This is a genomic window from Mucilaginibacter aureus, assembly GCF_053514885.1.
In genome coordinates this window covers 482,755-507,304 of sequence record NZ_CP170601.1, presented here as the reverse complement: position 1 = coordinate 507,304, position 24,550 = coordinate 482,755, and the positions used below count along the sequence as shown (strand labels likewise).

Annotated in this window: 20 protein-coding genes; 11 read left to right on the top strand and 9 right to left on the bottom strand. The window is 44.4% G+C overall.

Going from position 1 to position 24,550, the window contains the following annotated elements:
* On the bottom strand, positions 1-1,002 hold the full coding sequence (locus tag ACFGVR_RS02170) for a tetratricopeptide repeat protein (RefSeq protein ID WP_448700844.1): 1,002 nt from the start codon (positions 1,000-1,002) through the stop codon (positions 1-3).
* A gap of 189 nt (positions 1,003-1,191) precedes the next feature.
* Positions 1,192-2,217, bottom strand: coding sequence for a tetratricopeptide repeat protein (locus ACFGVR_RS02165; RefSeq protein ID WP_448700842.1), 1,026 nt, complete (start codon positions 2,215-2,217; stop codon positions 1,192-1,194).
* A gap of 135 nt (positions 2,218-2,352) precedes the next feature.
* On the opposite strand from ACFGVR_RS02165, the gene ACFGVR_RS02160 reads away from it, so the two are divergent.
* On the top strand, positions 2,353-2,991 hold the full coding sequence (locus ACFGVR_RS02160) for a SprT-like domain-containing protein (RefSeq protein WP_448700840.1): 639 nt from the start codon (positions 2,353-2,355) through the stop codon (positions 2,989-2,991).
* Positions 2,992-3,182: 191 nt separating this feature from the next.
* On the opposite strand, the gene ACFGVR_RS02155 is transcribed toward ACFGVR_RS02160, so the two are convergent.
* The 4 genes from ACFGVR_RS02155 to ACFGVR_RS02140 all read right to left on the bottom strand — a co-directional run bounded on the left by ACFGVR_RS02155 (position 3,183) and on the right by ACFGVR_RS02140 (position 9,532).
* The gene (locus ACFGVR_RS02155; RefSeq protein ID WP_448700839.1) at positions 3,183-6,713 is read right to left on the bottom strand and encodes a TraB/GumN family protein; all 3,531 of its coding nucleotides are present in this window, start codon (positions 6,711-6,713) and stop codon (positions 3,183-3,185) included.
* A gap of 156 nt (positions 6,714-6,869) precedes the next feature.
* Complete coding sequence (locus tag ACFGVR_RS02150) at positions 6,870-7,274, bottom strand: zeta toxin family protein (RefSeq protein ID WP_448700838.1); 405 nt, start codon at positions 7,272-7,274, stop codon at positions 6,870-6,872.
* 2 nt (positions 7,275-7,276) lie between these two features.
* On the bottom strand, positions 7,277-7,528 hold the full coding sequence (locus ACFGVR_RS02145) for a hypothetical protein (RefSeq protein WP_448700836.1): 252 nt from the start codon (positions 7,526-7,528) through the stop codon (positions 7,277-7,279).
* A gap of 24 nt (positions 7,529-7,552) precedes the next feature.
* Positions 7,553-9,532 (bottom strand): alpha-ketoacid dehydrogenase subunit alpha/beta, encoded by a 1,980-nt coding sequence (locus ACFGVR_RS02140; RefSeq protein ID WP_448700834.1) that lies wholly within the window; start codon positions 9,530-9,532, stop codon positions 7,553-7,555.
* Positions 9,533-9,594: 62 nt separating this feature from the next.
* Here ACFGVR_RS02140 and ACFGVR_RS02135 point away from each other — a divergent pair, with 62 nt between their 5' ends.
* Complete coding sequence (locus ACFGVR_RS02135) at positions 9,595-10,428, top strand: DUF4198 domain-containing protein (protein ID WP_448700832.1); 834 nt, start codon at positions 9,595-9,597, stop codon at positions 10,426-10,428.
* Between the two features lie 375 nt (positions 10,429-10,803).
* On the opposite strand, the gene ACFGVR_RS02130 is transcribed toward ACFGVR_RS02135, so the two are convergent.
* Positions 10,804-12,663, bottom strand: coding sequence for a hypothetical protein (locus ACFGVR_RS02130; RefSeq protein WP_448700829.1), 1,860 nt, complete (start codon positions 12,661-12,663; stop codon positions 10,804-10,806).
* Positions 12,664-12,843: 180 nt separating this feature from the next.
* On the opposite strand from ACFGVR_RS02130, the gene miaB reads away from it, so the two are divergent.
* From miaB to ACFGVR_RS02085, 9 genes are all read left to right on the top strand, one after another.
* On the top strand, positions 12,844-14,265 hold the full coding sequence (miaB, locus tag ACFGVR_RS02125) for a tRNA (N6-isopentenyl adenosine(37)-C2)-methylthiotransferase MiaB (protein WP_448700828.1): 1,422 nt from the start codon (positions 12,844-12,846) through the stop codon (positions 14,263-14,265).
* A gap of 52 nt (positions 14,266-14,317) precedes the next feature.
* On the top strand, positions 14,318-14,674 hold the full coding sequence (locus tag ACFGVR_RS02120; protein WP_448700827.1) for a four helix bundle protein: 357 nt from the start codon (positions 14,318-14,320) through the stop codon (positions 14,672-14,674).
* A gap of 67 nt (positions 14,675-14,741) precedes the next feature.
* Positions 14,742-15,980, top strand: coding sequence for a sigma-54 interaction domain-containing protein (locus ACFGVR_RS02115; protein ID WP_448700826.1), 1,239 nt, complete (start codon positions 14,742-14,744; stop codon positions 15,978-15,980).
* Positions 15,981-15,983: 3 nt separating this feature from the next.
* Positions 15,984-16,508 carry an LptE family protein gene (locus ACFGVR_RS02110; protein WP_448700825.1) on the top strand — a complete coding sequence of 175 codons (525 nt, stop codon included), beginning with the start codon at positions 15,984-15,986 and terminating at the stop codon, positions 16,506-16,508.
* Positions 16,509-16,530: 22 nt separating this feature from the next.
* Positions 16,531-18,285, top strand: a complete 1,755-nt coding sequence (locus ACFGVR_RS02105) for a hypothetical protein (RefSeq protein ID WP_448700824.1) — start codon at positions 16,531-16,533, stop codon at positions 18,283-18,285.
* 8 nt (positions 18,286-18,293) lie between these two features.
* Positions 18,294-18,644 (top strand): preprotein translocase subunit SecG, encoded by a 351-nt coding sequence (gene secG / locus ACFGVR_RS02100; RefSeq protein ID WP_448700823.1) that lies wholly within the window; start codon positions 18,294-18,296, stop codon positions 18,642-18,644.
* A 235-nt stretch (positions 18,645-18,879) separates the two neighbouring features.
* Positions 18,880-19,155 carry a co-chaperone GroES gene (locus ACFGVR_RS02095; protein WP_448700821.1) on the top strand — a complete coding sequence of 92 codons (276 nt, stop codon included), beginning with the start codon at positions 18,880-18,882 and terminating at the stop codon, positions 19,153-19,155.
* 98 nt (positions 19,156-19,253) lie between these two features.
* Positions 19,254-20,897 (top strand): chaperonin GroEL, encoded by a 1,644-nt coding sequence (groL, locus tag ACFGVR_RS02090; RefSeq protein WP_448700820.1) that lies wholly within the window; start codon positions 19,254-19,256, stop codon positions 20,895-20,897.
* A 326-nt stretch (positions 20,898-21,223) separates the two neighbouring features.
* Positions 21,224-22,039, top strand: coding sequence for a mechanosensitive ion channel family protein (locus ACFGVR_RS02085; RefSeq protein WP_448700819.1), 816 nt, complete (start codon positions 21,224-21,226; stop codon positions 22,037-22,039).
* Between the two features lie 183 nt (positions 22,040-22,222).
* Here ACFGVR_RS02085 and ACFGVR_RS02080 read toward each other — a convergent pair whose 3' ends face one another.
* Together ACFGVR_RS02080 and ACFGVR_RS02075 are read right to left on the bottom strand one after the other, a co-directional pair.
* The gene (locus tag ACFGVR_RS02080) at positions 22,223-23,569 is read right to left on the bottom strand and encodes a DUF58 domain-containing protein (protein WP_448700818.1); all 1,347 of its coding nucleotides are present in this window, start codon (positions 23,567-23,569) and stop codon (positions 22,223-22,225) included.
* Positions 23,570-24,547 (bottom strand): AAA family ATPase, encoded by a 978-nt coding sequence (locus ACFGVR_RS02075; RefSeq protein ID WP_448700817.1) that lies wholly within the window; start codon positions 24,545-24,547, stop codon positions 23,570-23,572.
* Between the last annotated feature and the right edge of the window lie 3 nt (positions 24,548-24,550).

The following is a 24,550-nucleotide window of genomic DNA, read 5'->3' as shown; positions in this document are numbered from 1 at the left end:
TCAAAGTTCCCGTTTGGTATTTTTCATCCATGCCTGAAGATCAAGCATGGCCTGACGGTTGTCTTTGAACCAGGCCTGGCTATCAGTTTTATAAGTAGCATAGGTAATTAACCGGGCAAAGGCGGGCATGTGGTTTGTTTTTGCCAACTCGCCAAAATAACGAGCGAAATAATTAGTGTAAAGAGCATCCTGACTTTTTGCGGAGTTTTGGGCAAGTACCTGGAACGCCGACTTTAACTGCACGGATAACGAGTCGGTAATGGTAAAGCCCTTGTTACCTTGGGTAGCAGGCAACACAGCCGTTGGCATAAGTTGGCCCCCTGATCCCTCCGCTTTTCCTCCGTTCTTTTTAATGCCATTGTTCAAAATATCTTTAACATATACACAGGCGTTCTTGGCACGGTCGGTTCTGAACTCAAGCAAAATAAAGCTGCACCAGGCCAGTAACGAGCGGTCATTTTTTTGCTGTTGATAGGTTACAAGGGCATAGTAAAGCATACTGTCGGCATCTTTGGGATCGATCTTAATCGCATTGATGAGGCAGGCTTCAGCTTCTGCGAATTTTTTCTGATCAATATAAAGCTTGCCCAAACCAAAATGCAGGTCTTTGTTTTTGGGGGCTGCCTCAATGCCTTTAGTATAATATTCAATGGCTTTATCTGTTTGCTTATCTTCAGCATAAATTGTCCCCAACAGATCATAAGCTTCGCCATATTGGGGGTTTATCTTCAATAACTTTTCCAGAACTCGTACGGCCTCTTTGGGTTTACCGCCTCCTGTTGATAAGGTAAAGCCCTTTTCGAAATAAGCAGTATCGTAACCAGGGGCAACTTTGATAGCCTGGTCGTATTTTTCAATAGCCTCAGTAAATTTACCGGCATTGTGTAACGCAACACCATCTTTTACCAGGGTCTTTGCCTTTTCTTGTGAAGTTTGCGCCACGGCGGCCATGACCACTAATAAAAAAATTGAAGTGAGATAGGTTTTGTAAAAGGTTTTCATGATATAGTACTATGATGTAGAGAGGATGGGTATTTCAAGTTTTTTGTATTTCTCATTTAATAATATTCCAGTGCCGGTCTCATGATGAGTACCAAGCAACTTCATGTCTTTTGCCTTCGTGACAATTGAGATCCACAAACACTTACGCATTTGCGTATGATGATCGGTAAAGATTGTTAGTTTTAAACACTAAAGGCCTCGCGTTGTGTCTTTCACCCATTTATCAATAGCGGTCAGTTCGCTTTTATGCTCTTTGAACCAGGCCACGCTATCGACATTATAAGTGGCGTAGGTAACTAACCGGGCAAAGGCGGGCATATTATCTGTTTTTGCCAACTTGCCAAAATAATGGGCGAAATAGTTAGTGTAAAAAGCATCCGGGCTTTTTGCAGAGGTTTCATCAAGTACCTGGAACACCGACTTTAACTGTAATGCTAACGAATCGGTAGCCGATAGTCCCTTTTTACCTTCAGTAGCAGCCAGAACAGCTATCTGCATCGCCATGCTGCCTGATGCAAGGCCTTTATCCGATACCTCTATCGTTACCGACTTTCCGCCGGTCTTTTTAATGCCTTTGTTCAAAATATCTTTAATGTATGTATAGGCGGTCTTCGAGCGGTCGCCTTCCAATTCCAGTAAAATAAAACTACACCAGCCCAATAACGAGCAATCATTTTTTTGCTGCTTGTATGTTGCCAGGGCGTAGGTGCGCATACTGCTGGCATGTTTCGGGTCCAGCCTTATAGCATCTATAGCGCAGGCTTCTGCTTCAGGGTATTTCCCTAAGCGGTAATATGTTATGCCTAAATTAAAATGCAACCGCTGGTAGTTAGGGTCGGCCTTAATGCCTCTTGTATAGTATTCAATGGCCCTGTCGGTTTGCTTATCATCGTCATAGATCGAACCCAAAATATCATAAGCACCCCCGGCTTTTGGGTTTAGCTCTATTACCTTTTCCATCACAGGGATGGCCTCTTTCTGTTTATCGCTTGAATATAAGGTATAGCCTTTTTCGTAGTATGCGTTATCGTAATCGGGGGCAAGCTTAATAGCCTGGTCGTATTTTTCAATAGCTTCGGTGTATTTACCGGCATCGTGCAGGGTAATACCTTCTTTTACCAGGGCTTTTGCCTTCTCCTGCGAAGTTTGCGCCATCACATTTATGGCCGCCAGTAAAAAAATAATAGTGAGATAGGTTTTGTGTAAGGTTTTCATGACGGAATTTACAAATAAGGTGGAAAATAACAATAATGACCCACAATATTTTTTCACATTCAATAATATCAGGGCATGTTATGAACTATAGTATCTGTGTAAAATAATTGGCAATCTTTGCGGAATAACCCCCAAATGCCGACATTTGATCAAGAGGTAAAATTGGATAAAGTAAAAATTCTGGAAACCTATCTGCCGGCTAAGGCAGCTCCGTTAATAAGCCGCTGGATAGATTATTTTGTATGCGAATTTAAAGTATCGCGTAACCGCAACTCAAAATTCGGCGATTATCGTCACCCATTTGGCGGGCAAGGGCACCGCATATCCGTAAATTACGATTTAAACCCATACGCGTTTTTGGTAACCACCGTACACGAGTTTGCGCACCTGCACACCTGGAACCAGCATAAACATAAAGTTAAACCCCACGGCGCCGAGTGGAAGGCCAACTTTAAGCGTATGATGCAGCCTTTTTTTGAGATGGAAGTTTTTCCGCCCGATGTAAAGCACGCCATTGTAAGTTACCTGAACAACCCGGCCGCGTCAAGCTGTTCCGATCTTAACCTGTACCGCTCCCTGCGCCTGTACGATGCGCCAAAACCCGATCACCTCACGGTTGAAAAACTACCCGCGCATGCCTTATTCAAAATAAAGGATGGCCGCATATTCCGCAAGCAGGAGCGGGTGCGTAAGCGCTACAAATGTATTGAGGTAAGCAGCAGCCGTATTTACCTGTTTAGCCCGGTGGCCGAGGTACAGTTGATAGAAGAATAAAACAAAGCCTTATTGTTATTAGTCTCTGGATAAGGATATATAACGAAACCACTATTCTTTTCAGTTGATAACAAAAAGTCCTTAACGGTTGTGCCGGATACCGATTCACGACCGATAACTAGAGGTACACGAAGCGATTGAAAAGATCATCTACTATCGCGAAAGCCCTGAATTATGGAGGCTTTAACGAGCTAATCTTCTGTAGCCTCAGCTGCTTTTTTAAGTTTGGGTATCAGTTTTTTAGCCTGCAGCTGCCAGTTTGTTTTCTTTGCCTCCCACGCAGTGTAAGCATGTTTTTCATCAAAATACAATTGGCTCGATCCTAATTTAAACGGCCCGGCTATGCCGATGTAGTTGGTTTGTTCCTCAGCGTTGGGCGTTGTAAATTTAAAGGCATAATACACCGAGCCTTTGTCGCTCACGGTACCTAAAAGCGTAATTTTATCCGGGTGTTCATCTTCATCGTCGCTGGCATTTTGATATAAGCATAATTTAGCAAACTCGTCTTGCTTTTTATACTTCGGCAGTATTTTGGCAGTCATTTTTTCCTCGTACAAAGGTTTCATAATGCTATAGCGGGTGCTGATGCTATCCATCAGCTTGTTTAACACCCGCTGGTCAACCGGCAGGTGATTTTTGATGCGGGCAATACAGGCGTCGGAGATCTTATCTCCTTTAGGGTCGTCTTTTAGCAGCCTCGATGTAAAGCTGCCGGTTATTTGCTGGCCCTTAACTTCCTGCATCAGGTTTAAATAGCTATCAACCGGCGAATTCCATTTGGCTACCAAACTGTCTTTAATGGCCAGATAATTATCCAGGTCGGTAGCCGCGTATTGGGTGAGTGCGGTAAAGTTGGCTTTAATCAGGTCGGTATATTTTTTGTCTTTGTTGTATAACATGGACGACGACAGCGATAATATATTTTTGCGGTATTCGGGGACTTTTAGAAGGGGAAGTAATTGTTTGAAATTAGCCGAAGCGTATTCCAGCGAATCGTACAATGGCCTAAATATTTTGTACCCATATTCTACTTTTATAGGTGCCGAAGCAGTTAATAACTTAAAATAGGTGTTGTATCCATCTTTCTTGTCGATGTCGGGTATCGAGCTTAGTATAGTGGCCCTAAGCTCTGCCTTGGTGGCCGGGTTTTCAAAAACATTTTGCAGATTTTTAACCGATTGCTCATCGTTAACGTTTACCAGTTGCCTAACAAGCTTATCCCGCACGCCATATTGTAAGCTGTCATCAGGAAAGTTCTTTTGCATAATTTGGTATAACACAGGCAGCTCCGGTTTGGTAAATTCGTAATAGCTAAGCGCGCCTTTGGCTTCGTTAAACACAGAAGTATCGGCCGAGGAGAGATCGCGGGCTATTTTTTCGGATTTTGAGGAATAGATATCAAAATCAACTTTAGGCCTGTTTATGGTAAGCGATTTGAAAAAAGCATCCGTTGTAGGGCTATTGATATCTTCGTTGGCCAGGTAGCAGCTTAAAATGTACATATAGCCATTATCTATCAGCAATCTTCTGCGGTGTTTGTCGCCGGTTGTTTTATTTTGCGATATTATTTCCCGGCCTTTGACGCCGCTCATGTTCACTGTATCGCTGCTAATGAGCGAGTCGCGATAACCAACCAGGTTACGTATGCATTTGCTGTACAGCGAATCGAGGCTGCTTGTTCTGAAATAGTTGCTAATGCGCGAAAAATCAAAATAATACACGCCGCCCGAGTTAGGATTGGTACACAAAGCTATAACCGTATTACGTACGTACGAATTGTTTTTGATAACGCTATCGCGCCTTATTTGGGGTTTGGATGGGAATTGGATGCTGATACCCTCGCCCTCGGGGGCAAAAGTAACATGCTCAGCAGGTTGCTGATAAGGCAAAAAACTAAAGGTATTAAAAAAGTCGTCTTTGATGGGGGTAGTTGAGCCTTCAATTGTATTTTGCTTCAGTAAAAAATACATCCGGTTACCTCTTACATATACCCTCACTTCCGAATAGTATTTATCCTGTATCATCATTTTAACCTCACGCCCCTCGTAACCATCTTTCCAAACAGGTACCGCTTTACCAAAAACTTTTCCTTTAGTTGAAAAATCCTTTACCAAAGCTTCTAAGGCTTCGGTTCTGTCGCTCAGGTAACTACCTTCGGGGTAATCATGATACCGTACAATGTAGTTAGCCATTTTGGCTTTATCCTGCGCTGCATACATGGTAATAGTTAAGGTTTTGGTACTGTCTTTTGGATTTGGGATGCTTTGGGTAATGGGCTGTGGCTCCACAGGGTAGCTAATTTTAAATGCTCCCGCGGTATTTTTATATTCTACCCACTTTGCATCCGCAATAGCGGGCTTAAAGGCTTTAAACGAATTAAAGAAACGATTAGAGTACGGTTGGTTTAAATTTTCAAGCTTATTACCAATATACAGGCAATACAAAAAATCGTTCTTAACAATCAGTTGTAAACGCAAATATCCCGAACCGTTTTGCATGATGACATCGGTTACCGGCAATGTATTTTGAATAGATCTCTTGGTGCTGATTATTTTATTTACCGGGTTTTGCTTGTAATTGTTCAGTACTTTTTTAATTAATTCATCAGTACTTACCGGATTATCGGCAGTGCCTTTTTGTATAGCATAAATACCGTAATAAATATCGTTGGCCAAATCAGGACAGATAACAGTTTGTAAGCCATTCATTACTTCGGTTTTGATAGCCATGCCTGGCGTTTCAATTGAAAAACCATTCTCATTATCAGTATAGGTTTCCCAGTTCATCTTTAAGTAATCAATGCTATATTGATCGGCAACCCCGGTAAAGCTGGCATTAACAGGGGTGAGGGTATAGCCTTCTTTTTTTAACAGGTTGATCAAACCTTTTTCGCCGGGTAAATGAGCCACGCCAACAGCCACAAACATATTTTGACCGGCCATTAGCTTAAGTATGCTGCTAACCATTACCCGGTTGCGGCTTATCAGGTCATCATCGATGTTCTTATCATTATTGATAAATTCGAGTACGGCATCCAGGTTACCGGCATTGTAAATATCAACCATCCGCTCTTCGTAACTTTCTTTAGCGGTATTATAATCTGCGTCCAGCAGGTTTTCAAGTTTTTCTTTTAGCTCATTGGTCGATCCATATAGCTGATTAACCTGTTCGTTGGCATCTTCAAGTCCGCTTATTTTTTTATTCAAGGTGCGGGCTATTCCATATAAATAAGCATCTACAAAGGTTTTTTTATCATCAGCTTTTTTGCTTTCGGGTTTTAACATCGCTTCAACCGAAAACGGGTTAACCTGCTCTATCGAAAAACCATGCTTGTCTGCAAAATGTTTGGCCAGCTTTTCATACTTCTCTTTAGTTAGCAGGTTTTTAAGTACACGTGTCGAATCGTATTGCTCCATGTTTGAAAATATAGCCTTCATCATGGTGTCGGGATGAACTTCCAGCGCAAACCCGCTGCATTTTTGGATAGACACCATAACCGAATCGCTGAACCGGAAGGCTTTACGATCTTTTACGTGCATGGTACCAAACAGGTACGATGGCTTGGTAAGGCCGTTGCCGCTTATCTTCCAAAGTAAATTATACCCGCCTTTTTGCTGTGCAAAGCAATTTAGCGAGGTGAAAAATAAAAGTAAGGCAGTAACATAACGTTTAGCTAAGCCGCTTTTGCGGGATAAATAGGGGAGTGTTTTTTGAAGCAGCATAAAAGGATAAGGCTTGTAGCCTTAAAAATATAAAAACAATTGATGAAATATACTTTCAGGCAATTATTTGGTAACAATAACTAACATACTGCCAAATACCGGGTAAAACGATAGCATGTTAACGATAGATGCAAACGGGGTTTTTAAAACAGGTCTTTAAAAAACGGGTGCTGTTTGTGTTTGGGGTTTAACAACATTGTGTCCTTTATTCGATTCCCTTTCTTCGACGCGAATGATATTATCCAAAATTGATTGAAGAGCGATATAGTACAAGGTAGTCTGGTAACCGCTTGCTTTTGCTGATATGACTTCACCGATTTCCGACTGGCCCGAGAATGTGGTTTCAAAGGCGGTATCTTTATTTTGTGCTATAGCATTTTTTCGTCTGTTCAATGCTATTCTTGCCGCACCAAACTGATGCTGGTAGCTGCCTAATTCTTTCAGGGCTATTTCATCGGGATTGATGACTTCTGACTTGATTCGACCTTTTTGAAAGAGATATTTTGTTAAGGTTGTTTTACCTGAACCATTAGGCCCGCCTATGACAACAAGTGAAGGCAAGATTATATTTCTAAGGGTTTGATCCGTTCTTCCAAAAGCCGATAGTCCTCGGTCAGTATTTTTCTTACAAGCATCTTTACCCCATTAGGATATTCCTTCACAAACAGATCACCTTCCATCGTTTCCGGGTATTTTTCATCCCGATAAAAAATAGGTACACCCGCTTTAAGCATTTCCTGCGCACCCCAGCCTGCACCTTCGTCAATAATGCGTTGGGTTGGGTCTTCGGCGTATATTTCTTCCAGGGTTGTCATACTATAAAGTTACAAAATTAATCCTCAATACGCTAACAACTTCTCCATCGTCTGTGCCAACCGCGCCTTCGCCAAAAACTGTTCTTCCAGCTCCTTATTCATCGGGATGGCGGTATCTAAACTGGCGCAGCGCATAATTGGCGCATCCAGGTAACCAAAACAATGCTCGGCTAAATGTGCCGCTATTTCACCGCCAAAGCCGCTGGTCAGGGTGTCTTCGTGCAGTATTAAAACCCGGCCGGTCTTTTTTACACTGGCCTCAACGGCTTCCTTATCCCAGGGCTGCAGGCTGCGCAGGTCAATGATCTCCACAGATAGTCCCGGGTGTTCATCCGCATACTCAATGGCCCAGTGCACACCAAGTCCGTAGGTAATTATGCTGGCCTGTTTTCCTTCGCGGATGATTTTAGCCTTGCCGATCTCCATCGTATAATAATCATCAGGCACCGGTTCGCTCAGGCTGCGGTATAAGTATTTATGCTCAAAATACAGCACCGGGTTAGGGTCCTCTATAGCGGCAAGCAACAAGCCTTTGGCATCAGCCGGAAAAGCCGGGCACACAATTTTTAGCCCCGGTGTTTTAGTGAACCAGGCCTCGTTGCTTTGCGAATGGAACGGCCCAGCGCCGGTACCCGCACCCGTAGGCATCCGGATAACCACATCTACACCCTCACCCCAGCGGTAATAGGTTTTAGCCAGGTTGTTAACGATCTGGTTAAAACCGCAGGTGGCAAAATCGGCAAACTGCATTTCCATTACCGCCTTGTAGCCGTTAATGGATAAACCCATGGCCGCACCCACTATGGCCGACTCACAGATAGGCGTGTTGCGCACCCGCCCGCGGCCAAACTCTTCAACAAAACCTTGTGTTATTTTAAAGGCGCCGCCGTATTCGGCAATATCCTGCCCCATGATCACCAGGTTATCAAACTTGCGCATCGCCAAACGTAAACCAGCGCTAATCGCATCCAGGTAGCGCGTTTCTGTTTGAGTGCTTGGTGCAGGTTTTACAGCTTTAAAGCCCGAAGGTTTATACATATCCTTCAACTCCCTGAACAGGTCGGGCACAATATCGGCCTCGGTAAAAACTTGTTCTATCTCGTGCTCTATCTGTTGCTTAAACTCGGCGCGTATCTGTTGTATCATAACCGGCGTAAGCACATTCTCATCCAGCAGGTACTCTTCGTAATTGGCTATTGGGTCCTTTAAGGTCCACTCGTCCATCAGTTGCTGCGGTACGTATTTGGTACCCGATGCTTCCTCGTGCCCCCGCATCCTGAAGGTCATACACTCAACCAAAACGGGGCGTGGCTTTACGCGGATGTCTTCGGCAATCTCACTAATGGTATGGTAAACTTCCAGTATGTTATTGCCATCTATCTGCCTGCCTTCCATACCATAACCTATGGCCCTGTCCACTAAATTTTTGCAGCGGAATTGTTCGTTTAACGGAGTTGATAACCCGTAACCATTATTCTCGATCAGGAAAATAACCGGCAGATCCCAAACAGCGGCAACATTCAGCGCTTCGTGAAAATCGCCTTCGCTGGTGGCGCCCTCGCCGGTAAAAACCAGGGTGGCGTGCGGGTTTTGGTTCAGCACATCGGCTAAGGCAATACCATCGGCTAAAGCCAGCTGCGGCCCAAGGTGCGATATCATACCGATGATCTTATATTCCTGCGTACCAAAGTGAAATGAACGATCGCGGCCTTTGGTAAAACCGCTTGCCTTGCCCTGCCACTGCGCCATCAATCGCGAAAGCGGGATATTACGCGTGGTAAACACACCTAAGTTGCGGTGCATAGGCAAAATATATTCGCCGGTATGCATGGCTAAGGTACTGCCCACAGCAATGGCTTCCTGCCCAATGCCCGAAAACCATTTACCAATACGGCCCTGGCGCAGCAGGATAAGCATCTTTTCTTCAACAAGGCGGGGCCACAGCAAATTTTTGTAAAAGCTGATCAGCGTATAATCGGTTAATTGCCTGCGGTCAAAAATCATAAAGTAAAACTACATAAGTTTTAAAAACTTCCTATTTTTGGCTATCTCTATTCCACATAATAATGAAAATTAGATATCTGTTGCCCCTGTGCCTGTTGCTTGTTATTGGTTTAGTGGCCCGATCAAGCGATTATTTTTTACTGCCCAATACCTTTTTTTTCCATAAAGGCGAAAAGCTGGTTTTGCGTTTGCTGATAGGCGACTATTTTGAAAACGTAAAAGAAGTTAAATATCAGGCAGCAGCCACCGATAAGTTTTTACTGCACATAGGCTCAAAGAACGGCATCGACCTGAAAGGCATCGCCAAAGAAACAGATTCTACCTTACTGTCATCTTACAAGCTCGAAAACACAGGCTTGCATCTGATAGAGATGAGCCAGGTTTACCCGGTAGTAGAGCTCGACCGGCAGACGTTTATCAAAGAACTTGATCAGGAACAACTGGTTAAACTATCCGAAAAGGCAAGCGCCACCTTTCAGCAGGATATCCGCGAAAAATACACCACTTACCTTAAAACGCTGTTTACTGTTGATAAGCCCAACAGTAACGTATACAATAAAGAACTCGGCCAAATCTTAGAGATCATGCTGCTCGAAAACCCTTACAAATTGGGCTATGGCGATGATGAAACGGCTTTGATCAAATTTAAGGGGGCACCGCTGGCCAACGCGCATGTCGACCTGGTAATACAAACCGCTACTGGTAAAATTCATACCGAACGCCTGGTAAGCGATGCTTCGGGCAATATCACCTTTAAGCTCAGCCTCGAAGGCAGTTACCTGCTCCGTTTGATCAATGTGGAGGCGACCAAAGCCAAAGATGTGGACTACGAAAAATGGGGAGCTGCCTATACCTTTGCTTTTACCAATACCCGCAAACTGCCCGACGCTTATTGAGATCTGGTAAACCCCAAAAGTCATCCCGAACTTGTTTCGGGATCTCTCATGATCAGTCAACCGTTGCCATTTTCGCAACGCATCCTGACGAATACGTTATAAACAGGTGGGTATTTGTCGGTATTTTTTAAATATTTGCGACATTTAATTATCAAATTCGTAATCTTCAGCTCGCCTGAAGAAGGTATCAATATACGCATTTTTAGGCAGAAAAGAAAGAAAAATGCACCGTTGTTGGTCGCTCTTTAAGTGTTTAAAGGTTCTAAAAGGGCTGGGTTGGTGCGATTCCCCTCTTGAGAGGGGTGGAGGGGTGTGTCTTTCAGCCCATGCTCGAGGCCCGTGCTCGGTGCTATCACCAACCACCGACTCAACCTTTTATTTTTCATCCTCCGGTGCAATCTCCGCCATCGCTTTCTCCGCTTCCTTTTGCTGCTTTTTCAACGCCCGTTTGGCGCGGCGCTCTGCCCGGCGTTGCTGGCGTAGTGCTTTACGTGTGGCTTTGGTTAACTGGTTTTGCTTAAACTCACCTATTTTTTGTTTTACGGTTTGCTCGGTCTGCTTGTCGTACCCGCCGCAATCTTTCAGGCCGGTCCATAAGCTTTTCCACATAAAAGTAAATATCGACCATCGGGGCAACCGCGGTACAACTACATTGGCTTCCCGGGCAGGCGAGTTGCCCGCCGGGTTATCGCGTTTAATAACCAGCGCGTTGGCAAATAACGACATGATGCTCATCTTTTTAAGATGAACCCTGTTGTCGCTGCTGTCGCGCTTTAGCAGGGCCACCCTCAAATCGTTATACAATATTAAAAGCTTGCCCCTTGCCTGTTGCTTGTTGGCAAGATAGCTAAAACTCAACCGCTTTACTTTGCCCGATGATATCTTCACCATCCCCAGCGGAACAGCGATCGGGTTCACCTTTTTCAGATCAATGCTGCTTAGATCACCTTTAAAGCTAAAAGGTACATTGTCGTCGCCCAGTTTAAAGTTAAAGTCAACATTTAACTGTGCAACATTCATAAAATAAGTATGTAGCCTGGCGGTAGCAAGGCTATTTTGCTGTAAAGCTGCTTTGTTGTTGGTGATGTTATACAGATCGCCGCTGGTATTGGCAAATATCACGGTGCCGCTTTGCCCCGATTTTTGGCTTAGCTCCGTATAAAATATCGATATCTTTTTGGTGTGTATGGTATCTATCTTCAAATCAATGTTTAGCTTTTTTAACAGCATTTGCGGATAATTTACGCTGTTGTCGATGGTCGAGTCGCCCGGTACCGGGTTCGAAAACAGTTGCACGCGGCCATCGGTAAGGGTAAGATTTTTGGCAAAAAGCTTATGATATTTGCTGTAGGTTTTAAAATCAAACTTATCCAGCTTTAGCGAATCAAGCTTAATGGTGTAATAATCCGTCCGGCTGCCTTTAAAAAACCGGCCTGCCGATTCTGTCGGTAAAAAGCTCATCCCGCTAATGTTCAGTTCAGACGAGCGGGTCGAAAACTTCACCTTCTTCACCTTATAGGCGTACCGCTTGTCATAACTCGTCCCGGCATAATTATTCAACTCGGCGCTTACATCGTCACAAAACAAAAACCGGGTTTTGCTAAACTGCGATACCGAATCGAGCAAAAAATCGGTAGCAACCAGGTTAAGTTCCTTAAACGCCATCGAGTCGGCCTTGGCGCCGTTGTGGTTCACATATTTCAGTTTAACATCGTTCAATAAAATGCTTTGGATGTGTACCGATTTCAAAACCTTCGATATCAATTGGTATGGCGTCTTTTTATCCCTGATCACCGTATCCTGGTCGCGGTTTTGCTCGTAGTTCAGCAATATTTCCGGCTCGGTTATTTCCAGCTGGTCAATATCCAGTTTCTTTTTAAAGTACAGCGTAAACGGATGGATATGGTTGATCACCAGCCGCCGTATTTTAACCTCGTACAGGCTGTTGGGGGCCAGGCTTAGTTTTTTTCGCCGGTTATATACCTCAAGGTTGGGTTGCAGAACCAGGTTGTTTACTACAATTTTTCCCTGCAGTACATGCAGGTTGGCTTTCGAAAAATCGAGCGAGTATAAACTATCCGTGCTGGTTAAAATGACGTTTTTTAATTTGCTATCCAGTTTTGGCGAAAAATAAAAGTTGACGGCAATACCGGCAATGAGCACAAATGCCGCTATGCCTATTAATACTCTTAATAATACTCTTTGCCAGCGCTGTTTTAAAAATTTAAATGCCATAGGTTAGTTGTGCCCCTGCAATATATCGATTTATAGGGATACTTTATTACGTTTTTTAAGCAGATTAGTTTGCAGATATCGCTACTGATTAACGTATATGCTATGAAAAATTACATTTATATGCTGACAATATGTCACCCGGTGTAATAAATTTTGTATTTTTGCACTTCAATTTTTAAAATGATCGAGTTAGATATTCCGGTTAAAACGCACGATGAGAGCAGGCAAGGCGAAGCTTTAATGTTAGAAGCAACTCCCGAAAACAAGAATGGGCGTAAACTATATATTGAAAGCTATGGCTGCGCAATGAACTTTTCCGACAGTGAAATAGTCGCTTCTATTTTATTGGAGAAAGGTTTTGAAACCACCAACGACTTTAAAGATGCCGATGTGATCTTCATCAACACCTGCTCCATTCGCGAAAATGCCGAGGTGCGCGTGCGCAATCGTTTAAAAGAGTTTAAAGGTGCCAAAAGCAAAAACCCCGGTATGGTGGTTGGCGTGCTCGGCTGCATGGCCGAGCGCCTCAAATCTAAATTTTTAGAAGAAGAAAAACTGGTTGATGTAGTGGTTGGCCCCGATGCTTATCGCGATCTGCCGAATCTGATCGATCAGGTTGATAGCGGCCAGCGTGCAGTAAATGTGCTGCTTTCGCGCGAGGAAACCTATGCCGATATTAGCCCGGTGCGTTTAAACAGCAACGGTATCAACGCCTTCGTTTCAATTATGCGTGGCTGCGACAACATGTGCTCGTTTTGCGTAGTACCGTTTACCCGCGGCCGCGAGCGCAGCCGCGATGCACATTCCATTATTCAGGAATGTACCGACCTGTTTAACGAAGGCTACCGCGAAGTGACCTTACTTGGTCAGAACGTCGATTCGTACAAATGGACCGACGAAGCCACTAATGAGCATGTTAACTTTGCCCGCTTGCTCGAGCTGACAGCTTTGGTTAGCCCCGAACTGCGTGTACGCTTTTCAACATCGCACCCAAAAGATATTACCGACGAGGTTTTATACACCATTGCCAAATACGATAACATTTGTAACTATATCCACCTGCCGGTACAATCGGGCAACAGCCGGGTATTAGATATGATGAACCGTACCTACACCCGCGAGTGGTATATCGATCGCATCGATGCTATCCGCAGGATCATTGGCGATTGCGCTATCTCTACCGATGTGATCACCGGTTTTTGTACCGAAACCGACGAAGAACACCAGGACACCGTAAGCATGATGGATTATGTGAAATACGATTTTGCCTACATGTTCATGTATTCGGAGCGCCCGGGAACGTTGGCCGCTAAACGCTACGCCGATGATATCCCCGAAGAGGTAAAGAAAGCACGTTTGCAGGAAATAGTTGCCAAACAACAGCAATATTCGCTGGTGCGGTTACAGGCGCAGATAGGTAAGGTACAAAAAGTACTGATCGAAGGGACATCAAAAAAATCCGACCAGGATTACTGCGGCCGCAGCGATCAGAACGCGATGGTGGTGTTCCCGAAAGACGATAAATTTAAACCAGGTCAGTATGTAAACGTATTGGCCGAAAGGTGCACAACGGCAACGTTGATGGGAAGAATAGTTGAGTAGAATCAAGAATTAAGAGTCAAGAACCAAGATGGCAAGGCATAACTTCAAGAATATGAAAATCTGGCTCAAATCGATGGATTTCACTGATTTGACTTACGATTATTGCAAAGGCTTGCCTATTGAAGAAAGATACAATTTGATTGATCAATTAAACAGAAATTCGTGCTCTATACCTTCCAATATCGCCGAAGGTTCAGGTAAGCGAACTAACATACATTTCGCCGAATTCTTGTCAACCGCTTTGACATCATCTTACGAAGCGGAAACGCAGTTGTTGATATGCGAACGTAGAAAATATGGCGACAAAGAAATACTAAATCAATGCTTGGAGTTGGTGAGCGAAGTCCAGAGAATGATATTTTCATTTAGAGAATATATTTTAGGCGACGACAATCCCGACCCGAAATAATAAAATAAAGGTTGAATTAACGGTCAGGATGTCTTAATTCTTGATTCTTAATTCTTGATTCTTGTCTATGGAGATCCAGGAAATTAAACAACGCTTTGGCATTATCGGTAACTCGCCGTTACTGAACAGGGCAATAAACATAGCTAACCAGGTAGCGCCTACCGATATCTCGGTTTTAATAACCGGCGAAAGCGGCAGCGGTAAAGAAGTGTTCTCGCACATTATTCACCAGATGAGCCCGCGCAAGCACGGGCCGTTCATTGCGGTAAACTGCGGCGCCATACCCGAGGGCACTATCGATTCGGAATTATTTGGCCACGAAAAAGGTGCCTATACCGGTGCCGTTGGCGAGCGTAAAGGTTACTTTGAAACCGTTAACGGCGGTACTATATTTTTAGATGAGATTGCCGAAATGCCTTTAGGTACCCAGGCCCGTTTACTGCGCGTGTTGGAGTCGGGGCAATACATCAAAGTAGGTTCGTCAAAGGTCGAAAAAACCAATGTGCGCGTAATAGCCGCAACCAATGTTGATGTATATGAGGCCGTTAAGAACGGCAAATTCCGCGAGGACCTGTACTACCGCTTAAACACCGTGCCTTTGCGTATACCGCCTTTACGGGATAGAAAAGAAGATATTTATTTGATCTTCCGTAAATTCACATCCGATTTTACCGCCAAATACCGTAGCCCACCTATTCAATTGGACGATGCTGCGCAGCAGGTATTGATCAATTATTCGTGGCCGGGTAATGTGCGCCAGTTAAAAAACATAGCCGAGCAATTGGCTGTGCTTGAGCGCGATCGTACCATTACCGCACAAACATTATTAACGTACGTTCCGCACGAGCAGGGCAGCCGCAATCTGCCCATGCGCATCGAGCATCCCGGCAAGGAAGACCTTTCCGAAAGGGATATTTTGTATAAAGTGCTTTTTGACATGAAGCGCGATATGGTCGACCTGAAAAAACTGGTTGCCGATATTATTGAGCATGGAGGCGGTGCCGCGCCCGCTTTTGCAGGTAATAATCAGCAAACCATCAGTCAGCTTTACCGCGATATTGAATTGCCTAATAGTAATGCCGAGCAACAATTTACTTTGCAAACGCCCGTTCATGCTAAAAACGATAACTTTAACATCACCCACGAAGCCGAAGAGGTGGAAGAATCGTTATCACTGATCGAAAAAGAATCCGACCTGATTCGCAAGGCTTTGAAAAAACATAGAGGTAAACGCAAACTTGCCGCGCAGGAACTGGGGATCTCCGAGCGTACCCTGTATCGTAAGATAAAGGAACTAAACTTATAATAAATGAAGTATATCTTTTATTCGTCTGTTATTGTTCTGTTACTGTTTAGCCAGTCCTGCTCAATAAAACTAACCGGCTCATCCATACCGCTCGAAATGAAAACCATCGATGTGGAGTTTTTTGATAACAACGCGCCGCTGGTGGTTAATAACCTGAGTCAGAATTTTACCGAAGCACTGAAAAATAAGATCCGATCAGAAACCAAGCTCAGAATTGTACGTACCGAAGATGCCGACGCCGTTTTATCGGGTAGTATTACGGGCTACAGTATTGCTCCGGCAGCGGTACAGGCGCCCGTAGGTAATGCGCCACCCCAGGCTACTTTAACGCGTTTGTCCATCACGGTAAGTGTTAAGTATGTGGTTAATTTAAAAGACCCGGCGGCAAAAGGCTACAGTTACGAAACCTCGTTTGTACGGTTTAAAGATTACGCCGGCGACCTTTCTACACAGGAGCAGGCCCTTATAGCCGACATTAATAAACAGCTTACAGAAGATATATTTAACAAAGCCTTTGCAAATTGGTAGGCAAAGCCGTATTTTCAACCACGTGGAAAGCAGAGTAAACAACGGGCAAAAAGATTTTTTTTCTGGCATTGTAACAAATCCTGGCAGTGTTAAGGAACTGGATATTGATGCGCTCGAGGGCCTCATCAATATCTTTCCGCACGCGGGTTTGCTGCGCGCTATGCTTGCACGCGCCAGCAAAGGCGATCACGAAAACTTTGAGCCAAAGCTAAAATCGGCGGCAGCCTACGTGCCCGAGCGCCCTGTACTGTATAAAATAGTCAATACCCCCGAGGCCCTTACCCCGGCCAGGGCGCAACAAATAGGGGGCAGTTTTGCCGGTATTGCCTACGCTAAATCTGTTCAAAATTCAAGGTCCGAATATATCCCTGATGAAACATTGGCTGTTGCCGATGAGCACAAAGCACCGCATCTCCCGGATAATGAAGGATCAGCTTTAGCTGAAGAAGTAGTTAACGAACTGAAAACGCCGGCACACGCACCGGTTGATCTGCCCGATGACGATCTCGAAAATTTTGACGAGGAAGAATATCTTGGCGAGGAACAGGAAGATACCATTAACTACTTCCATCAGCCCGAAGAAACATCAGCGGCAGCTATCAGCACCGAACCCGGGGATGAGCAAGCTGGCGAATACAAGTTTTCGGCCGAGATCGATGATGAGGTGTTTGATGAGATCACCGGTATTGATGATATACAGATCGTAACGCCGGTGCAAAACCCCGAATCGCTCATCCGGTTTGATTTTGGCGCCCAGGCTGCCGAGGCCGTTGCCGATGCAGGAAACGAAGAGGCTAAAGAAGAAGCGCTGGTAAGCGGTTCTTTCCACATCGAAGAAAATGCGGAGCAACAATCTGCAGAAGAACATACTACGCGTCCCGAAGCACAGGTTGACGAGCCGGCGCACGCCTATGCAGCCGCTGATATTGAAGATGAATCACCGGTAGTTGAAGAAAGCACTTTGGCCGAAGCCGAATATGGCGATGCAAAAATTGCTGCTGCCTCGGTAACATCAGAATATATAGAGGATGAACCGCATTACCTCATCGATAATAACTTTGGCGACAGCATGGCCGCTGCTATGGCCGAACAGCTCGGCGCCACCGGTATTACCGAAGAGCCTGCTCCGCCATTGCCACAACCACAACACACCCCGGCGCCTGTTACCGAAACACCGGCTGTGCGCCAGGCTACGGTTACGCTTACCCCACCACCGCCACCACGTCCGGCTGCACCGCCGCAGGAAGAGCCTGCAACGGTAGCCATGTATAACGACGAAACCATGCCCTACAGCTTTTTATGGTGGCTCGATAAAACCCGGCAGGAGCATGCCGATACCTACCAGCCCTACGCTGCGTACAAGGTACCACCAATGCCTAAGCCAACCCAGGTTAATGTTTCCGATAAATTGCAGCAGCAGTATTACGAGAACATTTTCCATCTCACTACTATCGAAGACCTGGACAAAAATACCCTTAAACCGGTTCATGCGCCCGAGGTAAAACATAAAGAAGATGACATTATCAATCGCTTTATACAGGAAGAGCCGCAGATGAAACCCCCGAGCCTGGATAAGATCGACAACGAAAACAAAGCCCGCAAAAGCTCCGAAGACGAAGATGCCCTGGTAACAGAAACACTGGCTCATATTTATATCGACCAAATGCTATATCACAAGGCCATATCTACTTACAAAAAATTAATATTGAAATTTCCGGAAAAAAGCAGTTACTTTGTGGCCCAGATCGAATTATTAGAAAAGAAATCAACTAAATAAAACAAAAAATGTATTTTTTATTATTCCTTGCAGTTATTGTATGTGTGTTGTTAGGCGCAATCGTTTTAATACAAAATCCTAAAGGTGGTGGCTTGTCATCAAATTTTTCAAGCTCATCACAATTATTGGGTGTACAAAAAACCGGCGATATTTTAGAAAAAGGTACCTGGATCCTGGCGATCAGCTTAATGGTACTGTCGTTAGCCATCAACGTGATCGGCAAAAGCGGCACTGCTAAAATCGAAAACTCAAACCAGCAGCAGATCAATAAATCATACACTCCTGCTCCAGCTACAACACCAGCTAAAACAGCACCGCTGCCAGGTTCGCAGTTACCAGCTCCGACCCCTGGCAAGTAAGATACATATCATAGCATATCAAAAAAGACTTAAGACCCTACTTAAGTCTTTTTTGCTTTAAAAGGCAACTGACACGTTGGCACGGTACTGTTAATATTAAGTTAAGCTATTTTGATTCTTAATGAAATTTTGACAAATAACCGTCAATATGTACAATTAGCAACCCTTGGCATAATTGATGTTCAATCACAGTTGTTGAATTATAAATCATACATACACACAAATAAAAATAACTATGTCGTTAAACATTAAACCTATTGGAGACAGGGTAGTAGTTGAAGCTGCCGCTGCCGAAGAAAAGACCGCTTCTGGTATCATTATCCCAGACACTGCCAAAGAAAAACCTCAGCGTGGAACTATTGTTGCTGTTGGCGATGGAAAAAAAGATGAGCCTTTAACCGTTAAAGTAGGCGACCAGATCTTATACGGCAAGTACGCCGGTACCGAAATTACCTACGAAGGTAAAGAGTACTTAATTATGCGCGAATCCGACGTTTACGCGGTTCTGTAATCAATTATTGAGTTATTGGATGATTGATTGATCGATTATCCAATTTGCAAGAATCAAATAATTCAATAAATCATTTAATCAAAAATTAAAAAGTCAAAATGGCAAAACAAGTTAAATACAATGTTGAAGCGCGCGACGCCCTGAAACGTGGCGTTGATATTTTAGCAAACGCAGTTAAAGTAACCTTAGGCCCTAAAGGTCGTAACGTAATTATCGATAAAAAATTCGGCTCACCGGCTATCACTAAAGATGGTGTAACCGTAGCTAAAGAGATCGAATTGAAAGACGCTTTAGAAAACATGGGTGCCCAAATGGTAAAAGAAGTAGCTTCAAAAACTGCTGATATTGCCGGCGATGGTACTACTACTGCAACCGTATTAGCTCAGGCTATAGTAACCGCAGGTATTAAAAACGTAGCTGCAGGCGCTAACCCAATGGATTTAAAACGCGGTATCGACAAAGCTGTTGAGGCCGTTGTTAAAAACCTGCAGGCTCAATCGCAAACTGTTGGCGAAGACAATAACAAAATTAAACAAGTTGCTTCTATCTCGGCTAATAACGACGAGGTTATCGGTTCGTTAATTGCCGAAGCAATGGCTAAAGTTGGTAAAGACGGTGTAATTACCGTTGAAGAAGCAAAAGGTACCGAAACCGAAGTTAAAACTGTTGAAGGTATGCAGTTTGACCGTGGTTACCTTTCGCCGTACTTTGTAACCAACGCCGATAAAATGGAAGTAGAGTTGGAAAACCCTTACATCCTGATCTACGATAAAAAGATCTCTTCGATGAAAGAGTTATTGCCTATTTTGGAAAAACAAGTACAAACAGGCAAACCATTGCTGATCATTGCCGAAGACCTTGATGGTGAAGCATTAGCAACTTTGGTAGTAAACAAGATCCGCGGTTCACTGAAAGTTGCCGCTGTTAAAGCTCCTGGCTTTGGCGATCGTCGTAAAGCAATGTTAGAGGATATTGCCATCTTAACCGGTGGTACCGTAATATCTGAAGAAAGAGGTTACAAATTAGAGAATGCTGATCTGACCTACTTAGGTACTGCCGAGAAAATTGTTGTTGATAAAGACAACACTACCGTTATTAACGGTGCCGGTAGCAGTGATGATATCAAAGCCCGTGTTAACCAGATCAAATCACAGATCGAATCAACTACATCCGATTACGACAAAGAAAAACTGCAAGAGCGTTTAGCTAAGTTATCGGGTGGTGTTGCGGTACTTTATGTAGGTGCTGCATCTGAAGTTGAAATGAAAGAGAAAAAAGACCGTGTTGACGATGCTTTACATGCAACCCGAGCAGCGGTTGAAGAAGGCATCGTAGCTGGTGGTGGTGTTGCTTTCATCCGTGCGGTTGAATCGTTGAAAGATCTTAAAGGTGAAAACGAAGACGAGAACACTGGTATCCAGATCATCCGTCGCGCTATCGAAGAGCCTTTGCGCCAGATCTGCGAAAACGCAGGTATCGAAGGTTCTATCGTAGTGCAAAAAGTTAAAGAAGGTAAAGCCGACTTTGGTTACAACGCACGTACCGATAAATACGAAAACCTGATCGGCGCCGGTGTGATCGACCCAACTAAAGTAGGTCGTGTAGCTTTACAAAACGCAGCTTCAATTGCAGCTATGTTGTTAACTACCGAAGTTGTTTTGGCTGACGAAGCAAGCGAAGAGCCTGCAGGCGGTCACTCACATGGTGGTGGCATGGGCGGCGGTATGGGCGGCATGATGTAATCAGCACCATCGTCCAAAAAATAATACTATATAAAAACCCTGTATGTAATTACATACAGGGTTTTGTTTTTTATACAAGTTGAGCATTGATAAAATGGCAATTTATAAGCAGTTATGTAACAATAATATATCATTTTTTAAATTCTGCCTCGCTTATTAAACGTATCTGGTCTATTTCTTAAAAAAGGCACACCGTTTGATATTTTACAGGTATGAAAGCGATAAGTGAAAAAACAAAACAAGTGTCGAACCTCATTATAGGTTGGGCAATCATAGAGGGGCCACAACTGTTTGTGACTTTTTTCAGATAAGCGTACCTTTAGGGGATGATTGCGATAGTAACGCCGCCTAAACGAATGACGCCGCAGGATCTGTACGATGCTGCTTACAACTGGATACTTCTCAACGGGCCCAGGCTCATCTTCGGGATCGTCATATTTTTTGCAGGATTATGGGTTATCCGTTTCCTCAAAAAACGCATCCGCGGACAAATGTCCAAAAAACAAGTACATTCTTCCCTTCAGCCATTCTTCTTAAGCCTTGCCATCTCCGCGTTATATGTCGCGTTGGTTGTTTTGGTATTTGCCATCATCGGTATACAACTCACGTTCTTTACGGCCATCATCGGCGCTGCATCGGTAGCGGCAGGTTTGGCGCTTTCGGGTACGCTGCAAAATTTTGCGGGCGGTGTCCTCATCCTGCTGTTAAAACCTTTCACGCTTGATGATAATATTATAGCCCAGGGTGTTGATGGTTACGTTACCGCGATAGAGGTTTTTTACACCGAGGTGCTTACGCATGATAACAAGGCCGTAATTATCCCCAACGGTAAACTATTTAACGAGATCATCATCAACGTAACCCGCGAAGGTAAGCAAAGGCTCGACCTGGAACTCAAATTCAGTTACGCGGTTGATACCGACCAGGTAATGGGTATTATAGCCGGCGCTGTTAAAAAAACTCCGGAAATACTAACCGATCACGAACCTAAGATCGGCCTTATTTTGCTGGAAGCCGACGGATTTCGCGTAAGTGTACGTGTTTGGGTACCAACTAATCGGTTTACGCCAATTAAATTCACCCTGCACGATAATATTGTAAAAGACATCAAAGCAGCGGGTATCAAGCTGCCGGGAATGTAGTATCTGTAGTTAACTCCGGAGGAGTTACGTGTTTATAGATGTCGCCACCAAGTCTTTTACTCCGGAGGAGTATCCTATAAGCAACTTATGTCTTCTCACCCCAATGTCGGTGTCCCCACCGGCATTAAACGTCGGATTATATCTCATCCCAATGTCGGTGTCCTCACCGACATTAACGTCCAACTATATCTTCTGCTTAGCCTTTAATTCCAGATACTTATTAACGGTATTAACAGTCAGGTTTTGGGGTGCGGTTAATATCGATTGTATGCCGTGCCTGGCCAATTCCTTCACAATCAATTTCTTTTCGTAAGCAAATTTCTCAGCAATGGTTTTAATATAAATTCCTTCAACATCGGTGGCCGGTGCTTCACTCAGCGTCTTTAATTCCGAATTTTCAAAAAATACCATCACCAGCAGGTGAAACTTAGCTATCCGTTTTAAAAACGGCAACTGCCTTTCCATGGCGCTCATGCTTTCAAAGTTGGTAAAAAACACCACCAGGCTTCGCTGTTTAAGGGTACTGCGCACCACATTGTACAGCAGCTCCATATTGGTTTCCAGGTAACGGGTCTTCTCCTTATACAAAACCTCCATTATCTTATTCAGCTGCGTTGGCCGGCGCTCGGCGGGTATAACGGCCCCTTTCCGCTCGGATATCGTGATCAGTCCCGCTTTATCTTCTTTGATGAGCGCGACGCTCGATAACACCAGGCTCGCGTTTATCGAATAATCCAGCAAACTCAAACCGTCAAAAGGCATCTTCATACTGCGCGATTTATCGATAACACAATACACATGCTGCGATTTCTCGTCGGTGTAATTATTGATCATCAACTCGCCGCGGCGTGCTGTGGCCTTCCAGTTAAGGGTACGGTAATCATCACCCGGCACATAGCTTTTGATCTGTTCAAACTCCATACTATGTCCAATGCGGCGTATTTTTTTGATGCCGTATTCGTTTAGCCGGTTTGATATGGCCATCAGCTCGTACTTGCGCATCTGCAAAAACGATGGGTATACAGGCAGGGTCTCAAACTCACCGAAATTATACCGGCGGTTAATTAACCCAACAGGCGATTGTACAAAAACGCGTAGTTCGCCAAACTCATATTCGCCGCGTTTGATAGGGCGCAGCTGATAGGTGAGTAATTTATGCTGCCGCGATTTGAGGTCGGTGTTGAACAGCACGTCGCGTTTTTGAAATTGGTGCGGTATCTCATCAATAATGCCGATGCTGATATTGAACGAATAAAAATTCTCAACATAAATACCTATCTCATTGTCATCGCCATTACTTAAACGCTCGGGTGCGTGCCGGCGGGCAAACACTCCTTTAGGTAACCGGTAAAGCATTAAGTTATCCAGTACAAATGCCAGTACAACGGCGGCAAATAAAACCACCGGGATATCGCCCAGCCAGGTGAAAAAGAACGACAATAAAAACAATACCACTACCAGGCCGATACATATAAATAAGCGGCTGGTGAGGAACAGGTTTTTATAAAACAGGCCGAAAATTGATTTCACTTACCGCGGTATTTCTATTTTCTGTATAATTTGAGCAACCACATCATCAGGTGTTACACCTTCCATTTCCTTGTCGGGAGTGAGCATCAGGCGGTGCCTTAACACTGCCGGCGCAACCCATATAATGTCTTCGGGTGTAATAAAATCGCGGCCTTTCATGGCGGCCAAAGCTTTGGCGCTGTTAACAATTGCTAATGAGGCACGCGGCGATCCACCTAAAAACAGCGATTTATTGCTGCGCGTTTCGTGAACGATCTTAGCCACAAACTCCAGCAGCTTAGGCTCAACGTGCAGGCTCCGCACCTGCTCCCGTAAGGCTATAATATCGGCAACGCTCAGCACCGGTTGTATATCGGCTAACTGGGCAGTAGTAGTTTGCTGGTGCTGCTGGGTAATGATGGCTATCTCCTGCTCAAGCGAAGGGTATTTAATCTCTATCTTAAATAAAAAGCGGTCAAGCTGCGCTTCAGGCAGGCGGTAGGTGCCTTCCTGCTCAACCGGGTTTTGGGTAGCCAGCACAATAAACGGTTCATCCATTTTGTAGGTTATACCGTCAATGGTTACCTGGCGCTCTTCCATAGCTTCAAACAATGCCGATTGTGTTTTGGCCGGTGCGCGGTTGATCTCATCGATCAATATGATATTACCGAATATCGGGCCGCGTTTATACTCAAAATCAGTTGTTTTGGGGTTAAATACCGATGTGCCCAACACATCGCTCGGCATCAGATCGGGCGTAAATTGTATGCGCGAAAACCGGGCGTCTATGCTTTTCGCCATCAATTTTGCCGTTAAGGTTTTGGCTATGCCTGGCACTCCCTCTATCAGGATATGCCCGTCGGCTAAAATACCCGCAATAAGCAAGTCAATGGCGTCCTGCTGGCCTACAATCACCTTTCCCAAAGTTTCCTTGATCTGGGTAACTGCCTGGCTCAGTTTGCTCAGGTCGGTGCGTTGTTCAAAAAATTCCTCTTCCATATT